The 20,945-nt window shown below is 39.0% G+C and carries 23 protein-coding genes and 1 riboswitch; of the genes, 22 read left to right on the top strand and 1 reads right to left on the bottom strand.

The features are described from left to right. Positions 1 to 68 precede the first annotated feature (68 nt). A complete protein-coding gene (locus AC1VNJ_RS18880; protein WP_013059660.1) occupies positions 69 to 218 on the bottom strand; it encodes a YuzL family protein in 150 nt (49 codons plus the stop codon). A gap of 184 nt (positions 219 to 402) precedes the next feature. Here AC1VNJ_RS18880 and AC1VNJ_RS18875 point away from each other — a divergent pair, with 184 nt between their 5' ends. The 22 genes from AC1VNJ_RS18875 to AC1VNJ_RS18770 all read left to right on the top strand — a co-directional run bounded on the left by AC1VNJ_RS18875 (position 403) and on the right by AC1VNJ_RS18770 (position 20,928). Next, a complete protein-coding gene (locus AC1VNJ_RS18875; protein WP_176344946.1) occupies positions 403 to 2,784 on the top strand; it encodes a 3-hydroxyacyl-CoA dehydrogenase/enoyl-CoA hydratase family protein in 2,382 nt (793 codons plus the stop codon). 12 nt (positions 2,785 to 2,796) lie between these two features. After that, positions 2,797 to 3,975, top strand: coding sequence for an acetyl-CoA C-acetyltransferase (locus tag AC1VNJ_RS18870; RefSeq protein ID WP_014457877.1), 1,179 nt, complete (start codon positions 2,797 to 2,799; stop codon positions 3,973 to 3,975). A gap of 23 nt (positions 3,976 to 3,998) precedes the next feature. After that, complete coding sequence (locus AC1VNJ_RS18865; RefSeq protein ID WP_033580444.1) at positions 3,999 to 5,783, top strand: acyl-CoA dehydrogenase family protein; 1,785 nt, start codon at positions 3,999 to 4,001, stop codon at positions 5,781 to 5,783. Between the two features lie 115 nt (positions 5,784 to 5,898). Continuing rightward, positions 5,899 to 6,255, top strand: coding sequence for an arsenate reductase family protein (locus AC1VNJ_RS18860; RefSeq protein ID WP_028412087.1), 357 nt, complete (start codon positions 5,899 to 5,901; stop codon positions 6,253 to 6,255). A gap of 135 nt (positions 6,256 to 6,390) precedes the next feature. Then, positions 6,391 to 6,774, top strand: coding sequence for a glycine cleavage system protein GcvH (gene gcvH, locus AC1VNJ_RS18855; protein WP_014457880.1), 384 nt, complete (start codon positions 6,391 to 6,393; stop codon positions 6,772 to 6,774). Positions 6,775 to 6,853: 79 nt separating this feature from the next. Then, positions 6,854 to 7,099, top strand: coding sequence for a YusG family protein (locus AC1VNJ_RS18850; RefSeq protein ID WP_014457881.1), 246 nt, complete (start codon positions 6,854 to 6,856; stop codon positions 7,097 to 7,099). A gap of 181 nt (positions 7,100 to 7,280) precedes the next feature. After that, complete coding sequence (locus AC1VNJ_RS18845) at positions 7,281 to 7,631, top strand: toprim domain-containing protein (protein ID WP_025752660.1); 351 nt, start codon at positions 7,281 to 7,283, stop codon at positions 7,629 to 7,631. 14 nt (positions 7,632 to 7,645) lie between these two features. Then, the gene (locus AC1VNJ_RS18840; RefSeq protein ID WP_033580445.1) at positions 7,646 to 7,945 is read left to right on the top strand and encodes a thioredoxin family protein; all 300 of its coding nucleotides are present in this window, start codon (positions 7,646 to 7,648) and stop codon (positions 7,943 to 7,945) included. Between the two features lie 180 nt (positions 7,946 to 8,125). Further along, positions 8,126 to 8,233, top strand: a riboswitch (SAM riboswitch). 131 nt (positions 8,234 to 8,364) lie between these two features. After that, positions 8,365 to 9,390: a methionine ABC transporter ATP-binding protein gene (locus AC1VNJ_RS18835; protein WP_034264210.1), complete on the top strand. Its 1,026-nt coding sequence runs from the start codon at positions 8,365 to 8,367 to the stop codon at positions 9,388 to 9,390. Next, positions 9,383 to 10,051 (top strand): methionine ABC transporter permease, encoded by a 669-nt coding sequence (locus AC1VNJ_RS18830; RefSeq protein WP_016765829.1) that lies wholly within the window; start codon positions 9,383 to 9,385, stop codon positions 10,049 to 10,051. Before AC1VNJ_RS18835 ends, AC1VNJ_RS18830 begins: the two co-directional genes overlap by 8 nt. Before the next feature lie 17 nt (positions 10,052 to 10,068). Then, positions 10,069 to 10,905, top strand: coding sequence for a MetQ/NlpA family ABC transporter substrate-binding protein (locus tag AC1VNJ_RS18825; RefSeq protein ID WP_014457885.1), 837 nt, complete (start codon positions 10,069 to 10,071; stop codon positions 10,903 to 10,905). A gap of 121 nt (positions 10,906 to 11,026) precedes the next feature. Beyond that, positions 11,027 to 11,392, top strand: coding sequence for a carboxymuconolactone decarboxylase family protein (locus AC1VNJ_RS18820; protein WP_016765828.1), 366 nt, complete (start codon positions 11,027 to 11,029; stop codon positions 11,390 to 11,392). Positions 11,393 to 11,630: 238 nt separating this feature from the next. After that, entirely contained in the window at positions 11,631 to 12,416 is a 786-nt protein-coding gene (sufC, locus tag AC1VNJ_RS18815) for a Fe-S cluster assembly ATPase SufC (protein ID WP_013059647.1), read from the top strand. A 17-nt stretch (positions 12,417 to 12,433) separates the two neighbouring features. Then, entirely contained in the window at positions 12,434 to 13,741 is a 1,308-nt protein-coding gene (gene sufD / locus AC1VNJ_RS18810; protein ID WP_328173989.1) for a Fe-S cluster assembly protein SufD, read from the top strand. Then, positions 13,741 to 14,961: a cysteine desulfurase gene (locus tag AC1VNJ_RS18805; protein ID WP_013059645.1), complete on the top strand. Its 1,221-nt coding sequence runs from the start codon at positions 13,741 to 13,743 to the stop codon at positions 14,959 to 14,961. The genes sufD and AC1VNJ_RS18805 overlap by 1 nt, the downstream gene beginning before the upstream one ends. Further along, entirely contained in the window at positions 14,951 to 15,385 is a 435-nt protein-coding gene (gene sufU / locus AC1VNJ_RS18800; RefSeq protein ID WP_013085338.1) for a Fe-S cluster assembly sulfur transfer protein SufU, read from the top strand. The genes AC1VNJ_RS18805 and sufU overlap by 11 nt, the downstream gene beginning before the upstream one ends. Before the next feature lie 45 nt (positions 15,386 to 15,430). Further along, positions 15,431 to 16,828 carry a Fe-S cluster assembly protein SufB gene (sufB, locus tag AC1VNJ_RS18795; RefSeq protein ID WP_013059643.1) on the top strand — a complete coding sequence of 466 codons (1,398 nt, stop codon included), beginning with the start codon at positions 15,431 to 15,433 and terminating at the stop codon, positions 16,826 to 16,828. A gap of 101 nt (positions 16,829 to 16,929) precedes the next feature. Continuing rightward, a complete protein-coding gene (locus tag AC1VNJ_RS18790) occupies positions 16,930 to 17,784 on the top strand; it encodes a DUF72 domain-containing protein (RefSeq protein ID WP_033580447.1) in 855 nt (284 codons plus the stop codon). A 120-nt stretch (positions 17,785 to 17,904) separates the two neighbouring features. Then, positions 17,905 to 18,207 carry a YunC family protein gene (locus AC1VNJ_RS18785; RefSeq protein WP_013059641.1) on the top strand — a complete coding sequence of 101 codons (303 nt, stop codon included), beginning with the start codon at positions 17,905 to 17,907 and terminating at the stop codon, positions 18,205 to 18,207. 89 nt (positions 18,208 to 18,296) lie between these two features. Then, entirely contained in the window at positions 18,297 to 19,049 is a 753-nt protein-coding gene (gene yunB, locus AC1VNJ_RS18780) for a sporulation protein YunB (RefSeq protein WP_034264201.1), read from the top strand. Positions 19,050 to 19,297: 248 nt separating this feature from the next. Then, positions 19,298 to 20,812 (top strand): sodium-dependent transporter, encoded by a 1,515-nt coding sequence (locus tag AC1VNJ_RS18775; RefSeq protein ID WP_482641175.1) that lies wholly within the window; start codon positions 19,298 to 19,300, stop codon positions 20,810 to 20,812. Further along, positions 20,812 to 20,928 (top strand): methionine/alanine import family NSS transporter small subunit, encoded by a 117-nt coding sequence (locus tag AC1VNJ_RS18770; protein ID WP_141483520.1) that lies wholly within the window; start codon positions 20,812 to 20,814, stop codon positions 20,926 to 20,928. Before AC1VNJ_RS18775 ends, AC1VNJ_RS18770 begins: the two co-directional genes overlap by 1 nt. The last annotated feature ends 17 nt before the right edge of the window (positions 20,929 to 20,945 follow it).

Raw genomic sequence — 20,945 nt, 5'->3', positions numbered from 1 at the left:
TCGTGATGACAGAATAAGAAATAGTCAAAAATCGAACATGATTCGATTACTCATGTTCGATTTTGAGGTTAATGTCCTTGTGTATTATGCTTTGTGTACTGCTGGTTTTGAGATGTCTTTTTGCCGCGTCCGTGCGGTTCATTAACCGGTCCAGCATTTCCTTTAACGCTTGCTGCGCTTACGCCTGCTGAAGATGGATCTTTCTTTAATTTACTCACAAAATCACCTCCTGTGTATTAAGATAACCAAACACATTAAAAATAGTTAGAGATAATATTATGAATATATTGCGAAAATTTAAAAAATGCTTTATAGTAAAAACAGAGATTAACAGTGACTCTCTTTTTTTACACATAAAATGAATGACCATTCATTCAATATATCAAAGGGGATGTGGGGATAATTATGAACATAAAAAAAGCCGCCGTTTTAGGTTCAGGAGTTATGGGCTCTGGAATTGCAGCTCATTTAGCGAATGTAGGAATTCCAACGCTTTTGCTAGATGTGGTTCCAGCTTCATTAACACCAGACGAGGAAAAAAAACAGCTAACGCTTGAAGATAGGCAAGTCAGAAATCGGTTGAGCACAACTGCTTTAGCTAAATTAACGAAGCAAAAACCGGCACCTTTAACGTCGAAGTCGTCACTATCGTTAATTACGCCGGGAAACCTTGAAGATCATTTACAGCAGTTAAGCGACTGCGATTGGATCATTGAAGTAGTAGTGGAACGTCTTGATATTAAACAGCAGTTGTTTGAAAAAATTGACGGCGTACGAAAAAAAGGAAGTATTGTAAGTTCAAATACTTCAGGAATATCGATCCACGAAATGGCTAAAGGACGCTCAGAAGATTTTAAAGCGCATTTCTTAGGAACGCACTTTTTTAATCCACCTCGTTATTTAAAGTTATTAGAAATTATTCCAACTCATGACACAAAATCAGAAATTGTTGAATATATGAAAACGTTTGGTGAAGATGTATTGGGTAAAGGAGTAGTTATTGCAAAAGATACGCCTAACTTTATCGCCAACCGTATCGGTACGTACGGTTTACTTGTGACCGTTCAAGAAATGTTAAAAGGTAATTACAGCGTGGGAGAAGTTGACTCTGTGACGGGTCCCTTAATTGGAAGACCAAAAAGCGCAACGTTTCGAACGTTAGACGTAGTGGGACTAGACACATTTATTCATGTGGCCAACAATGTGTTTGACAAAGTGGAAGGCAAAGAAAAAGAGGTATTCGACGTGCCTTTATTTATGAAACAAATGCAGGAAAATGGCTGGCTGGGAAGCAAGTCGGGGCAAGGCTTCTTTTTAAAGAAAGGCAAGGAAATTTTAGAACTTGATCCTAATACACTTCAATACGTCGAAAGAAAGAAGTTAAAAACAGCTTCTACCGAATTAAGTAAGCAGGCAAAAGGGCTGCAAAACAAAATGAAAGCGCTTATATATTCTGATGATCGTGCTGGACAGCTTCTTTGGAACATTATCAGCCCCGTTCTTGTGTATGCAGCACAGTTGAAAAATGAAATCGCCGACGATATCGTCGCCATTGATCAAGCTATGAAGTGGGGATTTGGCTGGAAAATGGGTCCTTTTGAGACGTGGGATGCAATTGGTTTAGAAAAATCAATTGAGAAGATGGAGCAGTCTGGCTTAGCCATCCCGCAGTGGGTAAAACAAATGCAGGAAAATGGATTTACAAGCTTTTATAAAGAAATGGAAGGTCAAACGCTTTACTACGAAGAGGATGAGTATAAAGCAGTAAAAGAAAATAAAAAGGTGATCCACCTGTCATCTTTACGCTCTCAAAATAATGTCATTTTAGAAAACAGCGGAGCGAGCTTAATTGATTTAGGAGATGATGTGGCATGCCTGCAGTTTACTTCTCCTAACAATGCGATTGGGCTAGATATTATCAGCTTATTGAATCAGTCTCTTGAAGAAGTGAACAAGAATTATAAGGGGCTGGTCATAGGAAACCAAGGAAAAAATTTCTGCGTTGGCGCTAACTTAGCTATGATTTTGATGGAAGCACAAGATGACAATTATTTTGAAGTTGAGCTTGTCATTAAACAATTTCAACAGGCAATGATGAAGGTGAAATATAACGAAAAGCCGGTTGTTGCAGCTCCATTTGCGATGACTCTTGGAGGCGGAGCAGAAATTTGCTTACCGTCAGCTAAAATCCAAGCTTCTGCTGAAACTTACATGGGCCTTGTAGAAGTAGGAGTCGGGTTAATTCCTGGCGGAGGAGGTAACAAGGAGCTTTATATCAAACAGCTAAATGGTTTACCGAACGGTGTAACGCTCGATCTTCAGCAAATTGCCAATAAAACATTTGAAACAATTGCTACTGCAAAAGTATCTACTTCTGCTGCAGAAGCTAGGCAGCTAAACTTTTTAAACCGCCATGATGCTATCAGTGTAAACGGAGATCACTTGCTGAATGATGCAAAGAACTCAGTCCTTGCTTTACACGACACGGGCTATAAACCGCCTGTAAAAACTAAAGTTCCTGTCGTTGGAGAAACAGGATATGCAACGTTACTGCTAGGAGCTCAATCCATGAAATATTCAGGATATATATCAGAACATGATTACAAAATTGCTAGTAAGTTAGCATTTGTATTAGCTGGAGGACGCGTAGCGTTTGGTTCCGAAGTGGATGAAGAGTATTTGCTTGATTTAGAGAGAGAAGCATTTTTAAGCCTTGTTGGAGAAGCGAAGTCTCAAGAACGTATGCAGCACATGTTAGTTAAAGGAAAGCCACTGCGCAATTAAGGGGGAGAAAAAATGAGAGAAGCAGTTATTGTAGCAGGTGCTAGGACACCGGTCGGAAAAGCAAAAAAAGGTTCATTGGCAAGTGTTAGACCTGATGATTTGGGAGCTATTGCGGTTAAAGAAACTCTTCGCCGAGCAGGCGGATACGAAGGGCCGATTGATGATTTAATTATTGGTTGTGCGATGCCTGAGGCAGAACAAGGTTTGAATATGGCTCGAAATATTGGCGCTCTTGCAGGTTTGCCTTATACGGTGCCAGCAATAACGATTAATCGTTATTGTTCATCAGGTTTGCAAAGTATTGCCTACGGTGCAGAACGAATTATGCTAGGGCAAGCCAAAGCAGTGTTAGCTGGAGGAGCAGAATCAATGAGTTTTGTTCCGATGTTTGGAAACGTAGCGCGTCCGAATGTTCAGCTGGTTGAAAATGCGCCGGAGTATTATATGGGCATGGGACATACAGCAGAACAAGTGGCGATGAAATACGGCATTTCACGTGAAGACCAGGATGCATTTGCCGTACGCAGCCATCAAAAAGCAGCAAAAGCACTTCAAGAAGGGAAGTTTAACGACGAAATTGTTCCCGTGGAAGTGACGCTTCGGAAAATCGATGAAAACAATAAGCTACGTGAACAAAAGCTGATGTTCTCTCAAGATGAAGGAGTTCGTCCTGGCACAACTGCGGACGTATTAGGTAAACTTCGTCCAGCCTTTTCGATTAAAGGATCCGTCACAGCTGGAAACTCTTCGCAGACAAGTGACGGAGCTGCATCCGTTTTTCTAATGGATAAAGAACAAGCTGAAGCAGAAGGCTTAAAGCCTTTGCTTAAGTTTCGCTCATTTGCAGTTGGAGGAGTTCCGCCTGAAGTAATGGGGATTGGCCCGGTAGCTGCCATCCCTAAAGCTCTTAAACTAGCAGGGCTGGAGCTTTCTGATATCGGATTGTTTGAATTAAATGAAGCATTTGCTTCTCAAGCACTTGGCGTTATTCGTGAATTAAATATTAATGAAGATAAAGTAAATGTAAACGGAGGCGCTATTGCCTTAGGTCATCCATTAGGCTGTACTGGAGCTAAGCTGACTCTTAGCTTAATGCACGAAATGCAGCGTCGAAATGAGCAGTTTGGAATTGTCACCATGTGTATTGGTGGAGGAATGGGAGCTGCTGGTGTATTTGAATTGTTAGCATAATCATTTCAAAGGGGGATATGAACATGTCAAATAAAACAAAACAAATGATTAAAGGTGGAAGTTTTTTAATTGAAGAAGGCGATGCAAGCCGCGTCTACACGCCGGAGGATTATACATCTGAACAAAAGATGATTGCCAAGACGACAGATGAATTTGTAGAAAATGAAGTCCTTCCGCAAGTGGAATATTTAGAAAAGCATGAATTTGACCGTTCTGTAAAGCTATTAAAACAAGCTGGTGAATTAGGCTTGCTTGGTGCAGATGTACCGGAAGAATACGGTGGGCTTGGTTTAGATAAGATTACCTCGGCTTTAATTGCTGAAAAAATGTCTCGAGCAGGCGGATTTTCCATCACTCATGGTGCTCATGTAGGAATTGGGTCATTGCCAATCGTCTTATTTGGAACAGAAGAGCAAAAACAAGCATATTTACCTGCTTTAGCGGTAGGGGAAAAAATAGCGGCTTATGCGCTGACTGAACCGGGTTCTGGTTCGGATGCTCTCGGTGCTCGAACAACAGCTCGCCTTAACGCAGAAGGTACACACTATGTGTTAAATGGAGAAAAGCAGTGGATTACGAATGCTGGATTTGCTGATGTATTCGTGGTGTACGCAAAAATTGACGGCGATAAATTTTCTGCTTTTATCGTTGAGCGCGAATTTCCAGGCGTTTCGGTTGGCCCGGAAGAGAAGAAAATGGGAATCAAAAGCTCATCAACCAGAACGTTGATTCTTGAAGATGCGCTTGTTCCAAAAGAAAACGTGCTAGGTGAAATTGGAAAAGGCCATGTGATTGCCTTTAACATTTTAAATATTGGGCGCTATAAGCTTGGAGTTGGAGCAGTTGGAGCAGGGAAACGTGCGTTAGAAATTACGTCTCAATACGTTAACCAGCGTCAGCAGTTTAAAACGCCAATTGCTAAATTCTCATTAACACAAGAAAAGTTAGCCACAATGGCTTCTAAATTGTATGCAACTGAAAGCTCCGTATATCGTACGGTAGGACTTTTTGAAGACCATATGGGCCAGCTTTCAGAAGAACAGCAAAAAGACGGAAAACAAATTGCTGCTTCTATTGCTGAATATGCTATCGAATGTTCATTAAATAAAGTGTTTGCCACGGAAGCTCTTGACTACATTGTAGATGAAGGCGTGCAGCTTCATGGAGGCTACGGTTTTATGAGCGAGTATGAAATTGAGCGTCTGTATCGCGATTCTCGCATTAATCGTATTTTTGAGGGAACAAATGAGATTAACCGTCTTTTAGTACCAGGCACATATTTACGCAAAGCGTTAAAAGGAGAGCTTCCACTGCTTCAAAAAGCACAAACGCTTCAAGAAGAATTGATGATGCTTATGCCGCAGGAAGTAGGAAATGAGCCCTTAGATCAAGAAAAAATGCTTGTGCAAAACGGGAAGAAAATTGCGCTCTTGCTTTTGGGATTAGCTGCACAAAAGTATGGCAAAGAATTAGAAAAAGAACAAGAAATTCTCGTTAATATTTCTGATATGATTAGTAACGTATATGCAATGGAATCTACTGTTTTACGTACTGAAAAAGCCATTTCCAAAACAGGAGTAGATCAAAACAGCTTAAAATTAAAATACACGCAAGTATTCTGCCAAGAAGCATTTAATCGAATCGAAGCAGATGCAAAAGAAACGTTAATTGGCGTTGAACAAGGTGATACGCTTAGAGTCATGCTTTCGTCTCTTCGCAAATTAACTCGCTATACACCAATCAATGTAATTAGCGTAAAGCGCGAGGTTGCAAAAACGCTTCTAGAAGTAGAGAAGTTCACAGTTTAAGGAAAAAGGAGCTCGTTTTGCGAGCTCCTTTTTGTTTAAGAAGCCTCTATCTAGGTAAATGATAAAGGATGTGTTAAAATACGAAAAAAGCTTAAAATAAAGGGTGGTTGACGAAATGTCATTATTTTTTTATTCATATCCAAAGTGCGGTACGTGCCGAAAAGCAAAGAAGTGGCTCGATGATAACGGAGTAGCATATGAAGAAATTCATATTGTAGAAAATCCGCCAACAAAAGAGCAGCTGCAAGCTTACTATCAGAACAGCGGCCTAGAATTAAAAAAATTCTTTAATACAAGCGGTAAAAAATATCGCGAGTTAGGTCTTAAAGATAAAGTAAGCAGTGCGAGTGAAGACGAACTTCTGTCTATTCTTGCGTCAGATGGCATGTTAATTAAGCGTCCGCTGCTAACAGATGGACAAAAAGTAACGCTTGGTTTCAAAGAAGAGCAGTTTGAGGACGTGTGGAAGTAAGTTTTCAAATAGAAAATTTTTACCTTTTACGTTACACTGTTAATAGGAAGTTATTTTAGGTTGTAGAAAGTGTTCTCCACGTTGAAGGCGCTTTTTATATAAACAAATTACGATACATATTTTGGAGGGATTAAGATGAGTACACCAAAAGATTTGCGTTATTCTGAAGAGCATGAATGGGTAAAAACAGAAGGAGACGTTGTCCGCGTAGGTATTACACATTTCGCTCAAGCTGAGCTTGGAGACATCGTATTCGTTGAACTGCCAGAAGTAGGAGCAACAGTAGAAGCTGACGAACCGTTTGGTAGCGTTGAATCAGTAAAAACAGTTTCTGAGCTTTACGCACCAATTAGCGGTGAAGTTGTAGCAGTAAACGACAACTTAGGCGATAGTCCTGAACTTGTTAATGAATCTCCATACGAAGAAGCATGGATGATTACAATCAAACCATCTGATGCTTCTCAAGTAGACAAGCTGATGACAGCAGAGCAATACGAAGAAATGACAAACGAAGGATAATATTCCTCCATAAATTGTCTTTATGAAAAGTTTTTGACTGGACACTCTATTAGTAAACAAGCTAAAGGAGTGTCTTTTTATGTTTGAAAAACAAAAAATGGACGTTACAGATCGCGTTACAGCTAAATTTCATGACGGCGGTATGAAATTATACGTTGATAAGCAGCCAATTGGTGAAGTTAGCTACGGAACAAGCGGCAATGAATACCGCTTTGAAGAAGGATATTCGCAAGAAAATAATAAGTTCTATCAATACGCGGACGTACAAAAACAAGGTGAAACGCAAAAATATACAGACTGCGATGAAGAAGCAGGATGGTGCTAAACAGTGGCAACTGCCGCTGTTTTTCTTGTTTTATAGAGATAATATGGCCTAAACTGCCTTTTAAAAGAGTTCTTTCTTGCAAATTTCTTTTAAAAAACAGGTGAACTGTGATACATTAACGAATATTGTATAGCATAAAGAAATGATGTTACTATACAACTGACGATTATGGGTGATGAAAATGGGGCTAATTGAAATTGAAAAAGTAATTATTGTCGAAGGAAAGTCAGATAAAAAGCGTATTCAAGATATCATTCGAGAACCAATTGAAATTATTTGTACAAACGGTACGATTAGTTTATCAAAGCTGGATGAAATTATTGACTGTACGTTTAACAAAGAGGTATACATACTCGTTGACTCTGATGATTCAGGGAATAAGCTGAGAAAACAATTTAAACGAGAGCTTCCGGAAGCAGAGCATCTATATATTGATAAAATGTACCGAGAAGTTGCTGCCGCCCCTAGACATCACATAGCAACAGTATTGCTGAGTGCCAATATCGATGTTAATGCAGAATTTTTAACATAAAAGGAATGAGCAACATGCAAGAATGGAGCGAAAAACAGCTGGATGATCAGTTAAAAGAAGGAGAAAGAGCCTTTATCTTTTTCCATACGCCTTTTTGCGGGACATGTCAGCTGGCAAAAAAAATGTTAACCGTGGCAGAAGCGATGCTGCCGGATGTAACCATCGGAATGAGCAATTTAAATTATATGCCTTCAAAAGCAGAATTATTTTCTATTGAAAGCGTACCTTGTTTGATTGAAGTGGAAAATGGTGAAATGGTAAAAAAACTCTACGCGTTTCATTCCATCGAGCACGTACTCGAGGAGCTTCGATAATCAAACGTTTGTTTAAAATGAAGAAGTGGAAAGAGAGCGAACCGTTGGGGCTGTTGAAATCTTGGGATATTATCCCAAGAACAAAATCTGTTGACAGCCTATCTGACACATGCTAAAATCACACTCATGAATGTTCATAAATGAATGAATATTTCCCAAAAACAAAATAATTGTTGCGAACTCTTATCAAGAGAGGTGGAGGGACTGAGCCCTGTGAAACCCGGCAACCGTCAGACTAACTGAAATGGTGCCAATTCCTGCAAAGCTATGCGCTTTGAAAGATGAGAGAAAGGATTAAATATCGAGCCTTTCTGTCATGCGCAGAGAGGCTTTTTTAATGGGGAAAATTGTTTTACGGCTTTTTCATCCTATAGGGCAACCTAACATAATTAAGTTTTTATTAAAGAAGGTGAAGAAATATGATTACATTAACAGACGTTACAAAAATTTATCAGGCCAAAAGCGGTCAAGTAACAGCTGTTGATAATGTGAATCTAACCGTTAACCAAGGTGAAATTTACGGAATTATTGGTTATAGCGGAGCGGGGAAAAGTTCTTTGATTCGCTTGCTAAACGGATTAGAAACACCAACGACAGGAACGGTCGAAGTAGCAGGTAATGATATTGGAAAAATTAAAGGCGGAAAACTCAGAAAAGCTAGACAAGAAATTAGTATGGTATTTCAGCACTTTAATATCTTGTGGTCGCGTACGGTACGAGAAAATATTGCCTTTCCGTTAGAAATAGCAGGGATTTCAAAAGAAAAAAGAATGAAACGAGTAGACGAACTTATTAAGCTAGTCGGGCTTGAAGGGCGTGAAGATGCTTATCCATCACAGCTTAGCGGCGGACAAAAGCAGCGTGTTGGGATTGCTCGAGCGCTAGCGAACAATCCAAAAGTATTGCTTTGTGATGAAGCAACATCAGCGCTTGATCCTCAAACGACAGATTCTATTTTAGATTTGTTAGTAGATATTAATGAGAAGCTAGGGTTAACCATTGTATTAATTACTCATGAAATGCACGTCATTCGTAAAATTTGTCATCGAGTAGCCGTTATGGAAAATGGGGCAGTAGTAGAAGAAGGACAAGTGCTAGAAGTATTCAGAAAACCTAAGCAGCCGATTACAAAACGATTCGTTCAACAGATTTCTGAACCAGAGGAAACGTTTGAAACGATTGAACAAGTAAAAGAGCTGTATCCAAGCGGGCAAATTATTCAGCTGACGTTTGTTGGCGGAAAAGCAGAGCAACCGCTCATTACAACGATTTTAAAACAGTTTGATGTAACGATTAATATTTTGCAAGGAAAGATTTCTCATACACAAACAGGTTCATACGGGACGTTGTTCGTTCATTTAGACGGAGAATTAACAGAAGTTGAAAAAGTCATTGCATACATTCATGAGCAGCAGGTAGAAGTGGAGGTAATGACAAATGCTTGAGAAACTATTTCCAAACGTTATTTTAGATGATTTTATTCAAGCGACAAATGAAACACTATATATGACGGCTATTTCAGTTGTAGCCACATTTGTTCTAGGTATTTTATTGGGCTTGCTTTTATTTTTAACGTCCAAAGGACAGCTTTGGCAAAACAAACCTTTATATGCCATTGTGTCGGCGGTTGTAAATATCTTTCGTTCCATTCCATTCATTATTTTAATTGTTTTACTGATTCCATTTACCAAAGCATTGGTAGGAAGTATTTTAGGCGCTAATGCAGCGTTACCGGCTTTAATTGTTGGAGCAGCACCATTTTATGCGCGTCTTGTAGAAATTGGTCTGCGTGAAATTGATAAAGGTGTTATTGAAGCTGCTAAATCAATGGGAGCCACAACAAGCACTATTATCTTTAAAGTGCTGTTACCTGAATCGCTGCCAGCTTTGATTTCCGGTTTGACAGTAACAACCATTGCGTTAGTCGGCTATACGGCAATGGCGGGTGTGATTGGAGCTGGAGGTCTTGGAAACCTTGCATATTTAGAAGGATTCCAGCGCAGTCATAATGACGTAACGCTAGCCGCTACGATCTTAATTTTGATTATTGTATTTATTATCCAACTTATTGGAGATGCGATTACTGCAAAAATTGATAAAAGATAAAGGGAGGATTATTTATTATGAAAAAATGGCTTTCAGCTTTAGCATTAACATCTGCGCTAGTAGTAGGATTAGCGGCGTGTGGATCTAACAATGGATCAAAAGATGAAAAGAAAATTGTCGTGGGTGCATCTAATACGCCTCATGCTGAAATTTTAGAACAAGCAAAACCTATTTTGGAAAAACAAGGAATTGATTTAGAGATTAAAAAATTCCAAGATTACATCTTACCGAACACAGCTCTTGCAAACAATGAAATTGATGCCAACTACTTCCAGCACGTTCCTTATATGAATTCAGTGCTAAAAGATCATAAAGGTGAAAAAGGGTATGATTTCGTAAGTGCCGGTGCCATTCACATTGAACCAATTGGTATCTACTCTAAAAAATACAAAAGCTTAAAAGATCTTCCGAAAAACGGCACAGTTATTATGCGTGATGCAGTAGCAGAGCAAGGACGTATTTTATCGATTTTTGAAAAAGCTGGCGTGATCAAATTAAAACCAGGCGTAAAGAAAACAGACGCACAAATTAAAGATATTGTAGAAAACCCTAAGAATTTAAAATTTAAAGCCGATGTTGAAGGCGGATTGTTACCTCAAATGTACAAAAACAATGAAGGTGACGCTGTTGTTATCAATGCTAACTATGCTATCGATGCTGGTTTAGATCCAGTAAAAGATCCAATCGCAGTGGAAAGCAAAGAAAACAACCCATATGCAAACATCATTACGGTTCACAAAGGTGACGAAAATAAAGATACAGTGAAAGCTTTAGTAAAAGTTCTTCACTCTAAAGAAATTCAAGACTACATTAAAGAAAAATACAAAGGCGGAGTATTGCCGGTAAATAAATAATAGAAGAAAAGCGCTTGCCCACTCTGGGCAAGTGCTTTTTTGTATGCATCAAAACGAATAACTCTTATTTTTCTCACGCATACTAACCGTGAAAACTTTACTGATGATGGGAGCTGACGTTATGCAGCAAGAAGCACGTCATTCAACTGAGCAAGCACTTCATGATTATAAAATGGGTGTTGGGAAATTTAGCGAAAAATTGCCGGAAGTAACAAAAACGTTTAATGCGTTTACTGAAGCATGTTTTGGAGAAGGTTCTCTTTCTAAAAAAGAAAAGCAGTTAATCGCGCTAGGAATCAGCGTAGTAGCTCAAGACGAGTACTGTATGATTTATCATACAAAAGGCTGCATTGATCAAGGTGCAACTGAGCAAGAAATTTTAGAAGCATGCGGAGTATCAGCGGCATTTGGCGGAGGCGCAGCGATGAGTCAGTCCGTTACGCTTGTCCAAGAGTGTGTTTCAGAACTGACTAGCCACACGCACTAAGTAAATAAAGTGGGTAAAAAGCTTGTCTTAGAAGGCTCTATCGAGTCTTTTAAGGCAACTTTTTTATGAGTGGATTTAGTCTTAAAAAACGTACATAATGGTTTAAAACCTTTTGGGTCAAAAGGTTGCTATAAGTTTTCATTTGTTATAAGATTGTAATGAGAATAAAATGAGAATAATTAAAAAGATATAGGTATATCGTTTTTTACTATATACGTCTATAACTGGAGGTTTTAATATGGCAGGGTCAACTTTAACAATTAAAGATCTTCATGTTGCAATTGAAGGTAAAGAAATTTTAAAAGGTGTTAATTTAGAAGTTAAGGGCGGCGAAATCCATGCAATCATGGGACCAAACGGTACTGGTAAATCAACATTATCTTCAGCAATCATGGGACATCCTAAATACGAGGTTACACAAGGAAGCATCACGCTAGACGGCGAAGATGTACTTGAGATGGAAGTAGATGAGCGCGCTCGTGCAGGTCTATTCCTAGCGATGCAATATCCAAGTGAAATCAGCGGGGTAACAAACGCAGACTTCCTACGTTCAGCAATTAATGCTCGTCGTGAAGAAGGCGAAGAAATTTCACTAATGAAATTCATCCGTCAATTAGACAAAAACATGGATTTCTTAGAAATGGATCAAGACATGGCTCAGCGTTACCTAAACGAAGGTTTCTCTGGCGGTGAGAAGAAGCGTAACGAAATTCTTCAATTAATGATGCTTCAACCAGGAATTGCAATTTTAGATGAAATCGACTCTGGTTTAGATATCGATGCGTTAAAAGTTGTATCAAAAGGTATTAATGAACTGCGCGGCAGCGAGTTTGGTTGCTTAATGATCACTCACTACCAACGTTTATTAAACTACATTACACCAGATAAAGTTCACGTTATGATGCAAGGTCGTGTTGTAAAATCAGGCGGACCAGAATTAGCGCAGCGTCTAGAAGCAGAAGGTTATGACTGGATCAAACAAGAATTAGGTATTGAAGACGAAACTGTAGAGCAAGAAGCTTAAGAGTTAGGAGGATCTCTATGACTATTGATACGAAATTACCATTTGATCAAGAGTACATCAGCAGCTTTTCAAAAGAAGCTAATGAACCAAGTTGGCTGCTAGATCTTCGCTTACAAGCTCTTGCGAAAGCAGAAGATCTTGCACTTCCAAAGCCAGATAAAACAAACATTTCGAAATGGAACTTTACTGCTTTTGACAAGCACACTTCACAGGCAAGCACAATCTCATCTGTAGACGAGCTTCCAGAAGTGGTTAAAGCACTGATTGATACAGAAGCGGTTAAAAATCTATATGTTCAGCGTGACCAAACAGCTGCATACTCAACGTTAACAGAAGAGCTAAAATCTCAAGGCGTTATCTTTACAGATATTCAAACAGCTGCTAAAGAGCATAGCGACCTTGTTGAGAAGTACTTCATGAAAGACGGAGTTAAAGTAGATGAGCACCGTTTAACTGCATTAAACGCAGCGTTATTAAACGGGGGTGTATTTGTATACGTTCCTAAAAATGTAGAAGTACAAGAGCCTCTTCAAGCTGTATTTGTCCGTGAAGATGAAGAAGCAGCTTTATTCAACCATGTTATTGTTGTAGCTGAAGACAACAGCTCAGTAACATATGTAGAAAACTACATTGCTACTGCTGAAGAGTCACGCGGTGTTGTCAATATCGTGACGGAAGTATTCGCTAACAGCAATGCAAAAGTAACGTTTGGAGCTGTTGACTACTTAGCTAAAGGTACAACTACTTATGTGAACCGCCGCGGCGTAGCGGGCAAAGATGGTCGCATTGAGTGGGCTTTAGGCTTAATGAGTGAAGGAAATACAGTTTCAGAAAATACAACGTATCTAATGGGCGACGGTTCATATGGAGATACAAAAACGGTAACAGTTGGACGTGGAGAGCAGTCTCAAAACTTAACAACAAGTATCGTACACTTCGGAAAACATTCTGAAGGCTACATTTTAAAACACGGCGTTATGAAAGAAAGCGCGTCTTCAATCTTTAACGGTATCGGTAAAATTGAACACGGTGCATCTAAATCAAACGCTGAGCAAGAATCCCGTGTGTTAATGTTAAGTGAAAAAGCACGTGGAGACGCAAACCCAATTCTTCTAATTGATGAAGATGATGTAACAGCAGGACACGCTGCATCTGTTGGGCGCGTAGATCCAATTCAGCTTTACTACTTAATGAGCCGCGGTATTCCGCAAACAGAAGCAGAACGTCTAGTTATTCACGGGTTCTTAGCACCAGTGGTAAACGAGTTGCCAATCGAAACGGTTAAAAAACAATTAACGGATTTAATTGAAAGGAAAGTTCGATAATGAATATCTCTGATATTCGTAAACAATTTCCTATTTTAGACCAAGAGGTAAATGGCAGCCCACTCGTTTATTTAGACAGTGCAGCAACTTCACAAAAGCCGCTTGCTGTAATTGAAGCAATTGAGAAGTATTACAAAGAATATAACTCAAACGTACACCGAGGTGTTCACACGCTTGGTACAAGAGCAACAGACGGATACGAAGGCGCTCGTGAAAAGGTTCGTAAGTTTATTAATGCAAAATCAACGGAAGAGATTATCTTTACGCGCGGTACAACGACAGCTCTTAATACAGTAGCTGCAAGCTATGGCCGTGCGAATCTTAAACCTGGTGATGAAATTGTGATTACTTATATGGAACATCACAGTAACATCATTCCTTGGCAGCAAGTTGCCAAGGAAACAGGTGCAACGTTAAAATATATTTCATTAACAGAAGATCATGCACTTTCACTAGAAGAGGTAAAAAGCACGATTACATCTAACACAAAAATTGTATCGATTATGCAAGTATCTAACGTATTGGGTACAATTAACCCAGTAAAAGAAATTGCAGAAATTGCACACGCTAACGGTGCAGTAATGGTTGTGGATGGTGCGCAAAGTACGCCTCACATGAAGGTGGATGTACAAGATTTAGACTGTGATTTCTTTGCTTTCTCTGGACATAAAATGGGCGGACCGACTGGAATCGGCGCTCTTTATGGAAAGAAAGAGCTTCTTGAAAAAATGGAACCAATCGAGTTTGGCGGCGAAATGATTGACTTCGTAAACTTATACGAATCAACGTGGAAAGAGCTTCCTTGGAAATTTGAAGGAGGTACGCCAATCATTGCAGGTGCAATTGGTTTAGGTGCAGCGATTGATTTCTTAGAAGAAGTTGGTTTAGATAACATTCAAGCACATGAGCACAAGCTAGCACAATATGCACTGGATCGCTTATCGCAAGTAGATGGAATTACGATTTACGGACCGAAAGAGCGAGCGGGTGTTGTGACGTTTAATATTGAAGATGTGCATCCGCACGACGTTGCAACAGTAGTAGACGCTGATGGAATTGCGATTCGTGCAGGTCATCACTGTGCGCAGCCGCTGATGAAATATTTAAACGTATCGTCTACTGCACGTGCAAGCTTCTATCTGTATAACACGGAAGAAGAAGTAGATAAATTGGTGTCATCATTAATAAAAACGAAGGAGTATTTTACAAATGGCTTTTAATAATTTAGATACTCTCTATCGTCAAGTAATTATGGACCATTATAAAAACCCGCGTAATCGTGGAACATTGAATGAAGATACTGTGAACATTCATATGAATAACCCGACGTGCGGAGACCGCATTGAACTTTCTTTAAAAGTAGAGGACGGCAAAGTGGTGGATGCAAAGTTCGAAGGTGAAGGATGTTCAATTTCAATGTCATCAGCTTCAATGATGACACAAGCAATTAAAGGTCAAGAAGTAGACAAAGCGTTTAAAATGGCCCATATCTTCTCTGACATGATGCAAGGTAAAGAGTATGATGATAGTATAGATTTAGGAGATATTGAAGCACTTCAAGGTGTAGCAAAATTTCCTGCGCGTATTAAATGTGCAACACTAGCGTGGAAAGCGATGGAAAAAGGTCTTAACGAACAAAAATAAGACCTTCATTCATTCCCAATCCTATCAAGTAGGGGGTAATAAAAGATGGCTAAAAAAATGCCAGAAATCGGCGATTATAAATATGGATTTTCCGATAAAGACGTATCAATTTTCCGCTCTAAACGCGGTTTAACAAAAGAAATCGTAGAAGAAATTTCTCGTATGAAAGAGGAACCACAATGGATGCTTGACTTCCGTTTGAAATCTCTAGAGCACTTCTACAACATGCCAATGCCACAGTGGGGCGGAGACATGGCAAGCTTAGACTTTGATGAAATTACGTACTACGTAAAACCATCTGAGAAGTCTGAACGCTCTTGGGATGAAGTTCCTGAAGAAATTAAACAAACGTTTGATAAACTTGGTATTCCTGAAGCAGAGCAAAAATATCTTGCGGGTGTATCAGCTCAGTACGAATCTGAAGTTGTTTATCACAATATGAAAGAAGATCTTGAAGCGCAAGGTATCGTATTTAAAGATACAGATACGGCGCTAAAAGAAAACGAAGATATTTTCCGCGAGCATTTTGGAAAAGTTATCCCGCCAACGGATAACAAATTCTCTGCTCTTAACTCAGCGGTTTGGTCTGGTGGATCATTCATTTACGTACCAAAAGGCGTAAAAGTAGATACACCATTACAAGCTTATTTCCGTATTAACTCTGAAAATATGGGACAGTTTGAGCGTACGTTAATTATTGCTGATGAAGGCTCACACGTCCACTATGTAGAGGGCTGTACAGCACCTGTTTATACAACAAACTCTCTTCACAGTGCCGTTGTAGAAATCATCATCAAAAAAGACGCGTATTGCCGCTATACAACAATTCAAAACTGGGCGAACAACGTATACAACCTTGTAACAAAACGTGCAGTTTGTGAAGCAAACGCAACAATGGAATGGATTGATGGAAACATCGGTTCTAAGTTAACAATGAAATATCCAGCTGTTATCTTAAAAGGCGAAGGCGCACGCGGTATGACATTATCTATTGCCCTCGCTGGTAAAGGACAGCACCAAGATGCTGGTGCAAAAATGATTCACTTAGCACCAAACACATCTTCAACGATCGTATCAAAATCAATTTCAAAACAAGGCGGTAAAGTAACATACCGCGGTATCGTACACTTTGGCCGTAAAGCAGAAGGTGCACGTGCGAACATTGAGTGTGATACGCTAATTATGGATAACCAATCAACTTCTGATACAATTCCGTACAATGAGATTTTAAATGACAACATCTCACTTGAACACGAAGCGAAAGTATCAAAAGTATCTGAAGAACAATTATTCTATCTAATGAGCCGCGGTATTTCTGAAGAAGAAGCGACAGAAATGATTGTAATGGGCTTTATTGAACCATTTACAAAAGAGCTTCCAATGGAATATGCAGTAGAGATGAACCGTCTAATCAAATTTGAAATGGAAGGTTCAATCGGTTAATAATAGATAAAAACTCGTTTGCTGTTTAAGCAAACGAGTTTTTTTGTATCGTTTGTATTAAAATAAAGAAAAGCAATCTAAGAAAATAGAGGAGGAATGGCATGATTTATATTGGAGTTACAGGCTGGGGAGATCATGATTCATTATATGAAGCGGGTGTTTCATCAAGAGACAAGCTTGCCGTATACGCAGGCCATTTTCCAATTGTTGAAGTCGATTCATCTTTTTACGCCATTCAACCTAAGTCAAATGTAGAAAAGTGGATGAATGATACGCCGGAATCTTTTCGTTTTGTGGTAAAAGCCTATCAAGGCATGACGGGGCATATGAGAGAAGGAAATCCGTTTGATAGCAAAGAAGAAATGTTTCATGCATTTTTAGAATCAGTGAAGCCGTACGTAAGTTCAAATAAGCTTGGTATGATTTTATTTCAAATGCCGCCTTGGTTTGACTGTACAAAAGAAAACGTAGCCTATTTGAGGTATAGCCGTGAGAAGTTTGGAGATTTGCCAGTAGCACTGGAGTTTCGAAATCAATCTTGGTTTAAACCATTTTTCTATGATAAAACGTTAACGTTTATGGAACAAGAGAAGTGGATTCATGGTATTTGTGATGAACCGCAGGCAGGAGAAGGATCTATTCCCATTGTGATTCATGCTACAGATAAACAGAAAACACTTATACGTTTTCATGGACGAAACGTACACGGTTGGAATAAGCCCGCAGAAGGCAATTGGCGAGCGGTAAGGTTTTTGTATCGTTACAATGAAAAAGAGCTTCTAGAGTGGAAAGAACGTCTTGAAAAGCTGCAAAAACAAACGAAGGACATTTACCTGTTATTTAATAATAACTCCGGCGGAGATGCTGTACATAATGCCAAACAGCTCATGAGCTTATTAAATATTGAATATGAGAATTTAGCTCCTAAGCAACTAGATTTTTTTAACGAATTTTAGCACCGAGGTCTATAAAATGTATAAGGATTACTCTAAACGTTAAATAGGTAGAAAAGTATATGTAAAACCTCACTTTTTTCTTTCAAAATCATAAATTGATTAAGAAAGGAGTGAGCTACTATGATTACCTTAGCGCCTATCGTAATTGAAGGTCATACGTTTAATGCAGTTACCGTATTGCTGCCAAAAACAACTTTGTTAACCATTTCATCAGATAAAGGCTACATTATGTGCGGAGCACTAGACGTAGGTCTATTAAATGATAAATTAGCTGATCGTCAAATAATAGCTGGAAGAGCTGTAGGTGTACGTACAATTGAGCAGCTTCTTGAAGCGCCGCTTGAATCTGTAACGCTTGAAGCTGAAAAAAGAGGGATTTTTAAAGGCACAATTGGCAAAGATGCTTTATTGAAAATGCTTTAATATAGTCGAGAATTTAAGATAAAACTTTTTAAAAGAAGCGTGAACCTCCTTATACATGCATACATATAGCTTGTAAGGAGGGATTTTTTTTGGTTAAACTTCGTCGGAAATTAACAAGAAAAGGCCCGCTTCCTTTTCGTTACGTTCTGTTGCTCACCTTTCTTTTTTTTATGCTTTCCACAGGGGTAGGATTATGGCTAATTAATAGAGGGATTGAACCAACGTTGATGAAATATGCTGAAGCACAAACAAAAGAGATTGCAACTTTAGTTATTAATAAAGCGGTGAATAAACAGGTACTCGATCAGCTCGACGTAGATGTCATTAAAGTGGAATCTACACCTAACGGTCAAGTAGCCAAAATTGACACAGCGCTTGTGAACCGAGTTAGAGCTCAAACTACGTCATTTGTCCAGGCTAACTTAAAAGAAGCAGAGAAAGGGAATTTAGATGCACTTGAACTTCCAACAGATATTCGTATTGAAAAAAATGAAAAGTTGCGGAATCAAGGAATTGTCTACCAAGTTCCGCTTGGGCAAGCGACTAATAATGCGCTGCTTGGAAATCTGGGTCCGCTGATTCCGGTTAAATTTCATGCTATTGGTGACGTTCAAACAGACGTAGTGCGAAAAATCGAGGAGTATGGAATAAATAATGCGTTTCTTGAAGTATCTATCAAAGTGAAAGTAAACATGCAAATCATTATCCCATTTGCAACTAAAAAAACAACCGTTACGGCTACAATCCCAGTCGGAGGCACCGTTATTCCTGGAAATGTTCCTGACTATTTTAACGGTGGAAACTCGTCTTCTCCGGCGATTGAACTTCCGAAGAAAAATTAACAATATTATATTAACGTGATAAAGTATTATTGAAAAAGCAGGTACGGAAGTTCAAAAAGACTTTCATACCTGCTTTTATTCATTGGTTAATTTGTCTGAATTTTCTATAAAAAATATTTTGACATACTATCTTCTCCCTTCTATAATTTGAGATAGGAAGTTATAGAAAGAATAATCTAAAAATTATAAAAATTCTCGTTGATCTGCGATAAAAAGAGAGTAGGGAGAGAACAAGAGGGGGAATTACGGTGGAAAATAGGCCGCAGTGGGGATCAAGAGCAGGGTTTATTTTAGCAGCAGCAGGTTCAGCAATTGGACTAGGGAATATATGGAGGTTTCCAGCTACTGCATATGAAAACGGAGGAGGAGCATTTTTTCTTCCCTATTTATTTGCTTTGTTGACGGCAGGGATTCCTATTTTAATCATGGAGTTTGCTATAGGTCATAAATATAAAGGTTCTTCTCCTTTATCATTAGCGAGACTAAGTCCAAAGGCTGAGTGGCTAGGCTGGTGGCAAGTAGCTATTTCCTTTTTTATTTCAGTTTACTATTCCGTTATTATCGCATGGGCGATGTCGTATTTTATCTTTTCATTTAAGTTAAGCTGGGGAAAGGATACGGAAGCGTTTTTATATGGAGATTACTTAAAGTTAGCCGAAGCACCAGGACAAACAGGAAGCATCGTATTACATGTTTTAATTCCGCTTGTACTTGTATGGATTGTGACGTTAGGTGTGTTATTAAAAGGAATCAAAAAAGGAATTGAAGCGGCAAATAAAATCTTTTTACCAACACTAATTGTTCTATTTTTAATCATTGTCATTCGAGCAGTAACATTGGACGGAGCGATGGAAGGTCTGCACGCTTTTTTTAAACCAAACTGGAGCGCAATTGGAGATGGAAAGGTTTGGATTGCAGCATATGGTCAAATTTTCTTTAGTTTATCTGTTGGTTTTGCTATTATGATCACTTATTCCAGTTACCTTCCAAAAAAATCTGATTTAACTAATAATGCGTTTATTACTGGATTCGGTAATTCCGCTTTTGAATTACTAGCAGGAATCGGTGTGTTTAGCGCACTTGGTTTTATGGCTACTCAGCAAGGTATCCCAATCGATAAGGTGGTTCAGGGAGGCGTAGGACTAGCCTTTGTTGTTTTCCCGCAAATTATTAATGAATTTCCAGCCTTTAAACAGCTGTTTAGCATGTTATTCTTTGCTTCCTTAACATTAGCAGGGTTAACGTCGCTTATTTCAATTATTGAAACATTTGTAGCAGGTATTCAAGATAAATTTACTATCTCACGTACAAAATCCGTATTAATAGGCGGAGGAATCGCTTCAATTTGCTCCCTATTATTTGCAACACAGGGCGGACTTTATTTCTTAGATGTGGTCGATTATTTCATTAATAACTTCGGAGTTGCTTTAGCAGGCTTAGTAGAAGTTGTATTAGTTGCTTGGGTATTTAAAAAGCTGAGCAGCCTTCAGCAGCATGCAAACGAAGTTTCTGATATTCGAATCGGTTCATGGTGGAAGATATGTTTAGGAGTAGTTACACCGCTTGTACTTGGGTATATGATGTTTGATAACTTCCGAAAAAATATTTCAGAAAATTACGAGCAGTATGCAACGACTTTTGTAGGTCCTTTTGGTTGGGGCGTGGCAGCTCTGGCTGTTATTTTAGGAATTGCTTTTTCTTTTGCACGATGGAAAGATGGGGCGACTCGTTTGTCAGTTAAAGAGAAGGGGGTTTCTAAATAATGGATGGAAGTTCAATTACAATGATGGTTGTAGGGATGGTCATCATATGGGGCGGCTTGGCCGCGAGTATTGCTCATGCTGTGAAAAAAGCAAAAGAAAGTAAACCATCAGGATAAAAAAACAGGAAGCATTA

This window comes from Priestia sp. 3CA3, from assembly GCF_056836725.1.
Note: the sequence above shows the minus strand (reverse complement) of the source record. Positions and strands in the feature narration are given on the sequence as shown.

Bases quoted from the DNA above. Each gene is read 5' to 3' on its own strand.
- AC1VNJ_RS18850 (WP_014457881.1), top strand. From the start codon at position 6,854: ATGTTTGAAAAACAAAAAATGGACGTTACAGATCGCGTTACAGCTAAA.
- AC1VNJ_RS18865 (WP_033580444.1), top strand. From the start codon at position 3,999: ATGTCAAATAAAACAAAACAAATGATTAAAGGTGGAAGTTTTTTAATT.
- AC1VNJ_RS18820 (WP_016765828.1), top strand. From the start codon at position 11,027: ATGCAGCAAGAAGCACGTCATTCAACTGAGCAAGCACTTCATGATTAT.
- sufC (WP_013059647.1), top strand. From the start codon at position 11,631: ATGGCAGGGTCAACTTTAACAATTAAAGATCTTCATGTTGCAATTGAA.
- gcvH (WP_014457880.1), top strand. From the start codon at position 6,391: ATGAGTACACCAAAAGATTTGCGTTATTCTGAAGAGCATGAATGGGTA.
- AC1VNJ_RS18835 (WP_034264210.1), top strand. From the start codon at position 8,365: ATGATTACATTAACAGACGTTACAAAAATTTATCAGGCCAAAAGCGGT.
- AC1VNJ_RS18830 (WP_016765829.1), top strand. From the start codon at position 9,383: ATGCTTGAGAAACTATTTCCAAACGTTATTTTAGATGATTTTATTCAA.
- AC1VNJ_RS18870 (WP_014457877.1), top strand. From the start codon at position 2,797: ATGAGAGAAGCAGTTATTGTAGCAGGTGCTAGGACACCGGTCGGAAAA.
- sufB (WP_013059643.1), top strand. From the start codon at position 15,431: ATGGCTAAAAAAATGCCAGAAATCGGCGATTATAAATATGGATTTTCC.
- sufU (WP_013085338.1), top strand. From the start codon at position 14,951: ATGGCTTTTAATAATTTAGATACTCTCTATCGTCAAGTAATTATGGAC.
- AC1VNJ_RS18790 (WP_033580447.1), top strand. From the start codon at position 16,930: ATGATTTATATTGGAGTTACAGGCTGGGGAGATCATGATTCATTATAT.
- AC1VNJ_RS18825 (WP_014457885.1), top strand. From the start codon at position 10,069: ATGAAAAAATGGCTTTCAGCTTTAGCATTAACATCTGCGCTAGTAGTA.
- AC1VNJ_RS18845 (WP_025752660.1), top strand. From the start codon at position 7,281: ATGGGGCTAATTGAAATTGAAAAAGTAATTATTGTCGAAGGAAAGTCA.
- AC1VNJ_RS18860 (WP_028412087.1), top strand. From the start codon at position 5,899: ATGTCATTATTTTTTTATTCATATCCAAAGTGCGGTACGTGCCGAAAA.
- AC1VNJ_RS18805 (WP_013059645.1), top strand. From the start codon at position 13,741: ATGAATATCTCTGATATTCGTAAACAATTTCCTATTTTAGACCAAGAG.
- sufD (WP_328173989.1), top strand. From the start codon at position 12,434: ATGACTATTGATACGAAATTACCATTTGATCAAGAGTACATCAGCAGC.
- AC1VNJ_RS18770 (WP_141483520.1), top strand. From the start codon at position 20,812: ATGGATGGAAGTTCAATTACAATGATGGTTGTAGGGATGGTCATCATA.
- AC1VNJ_RS18840 (WP_033580445.1), top strand. From the start codon at position 7,646: ATGCAAGAATGGAGCGAAAAACAGCTGGATGATCAGTTAAAAGAAGGA.
- AC1VNJ_RS18785 (WP_013059641.1), top strand. From the start codon at position 17,905: ATGATTACCTTAGCGCCTATCGTAATTGAAGGTCATACGTTTAATGCA.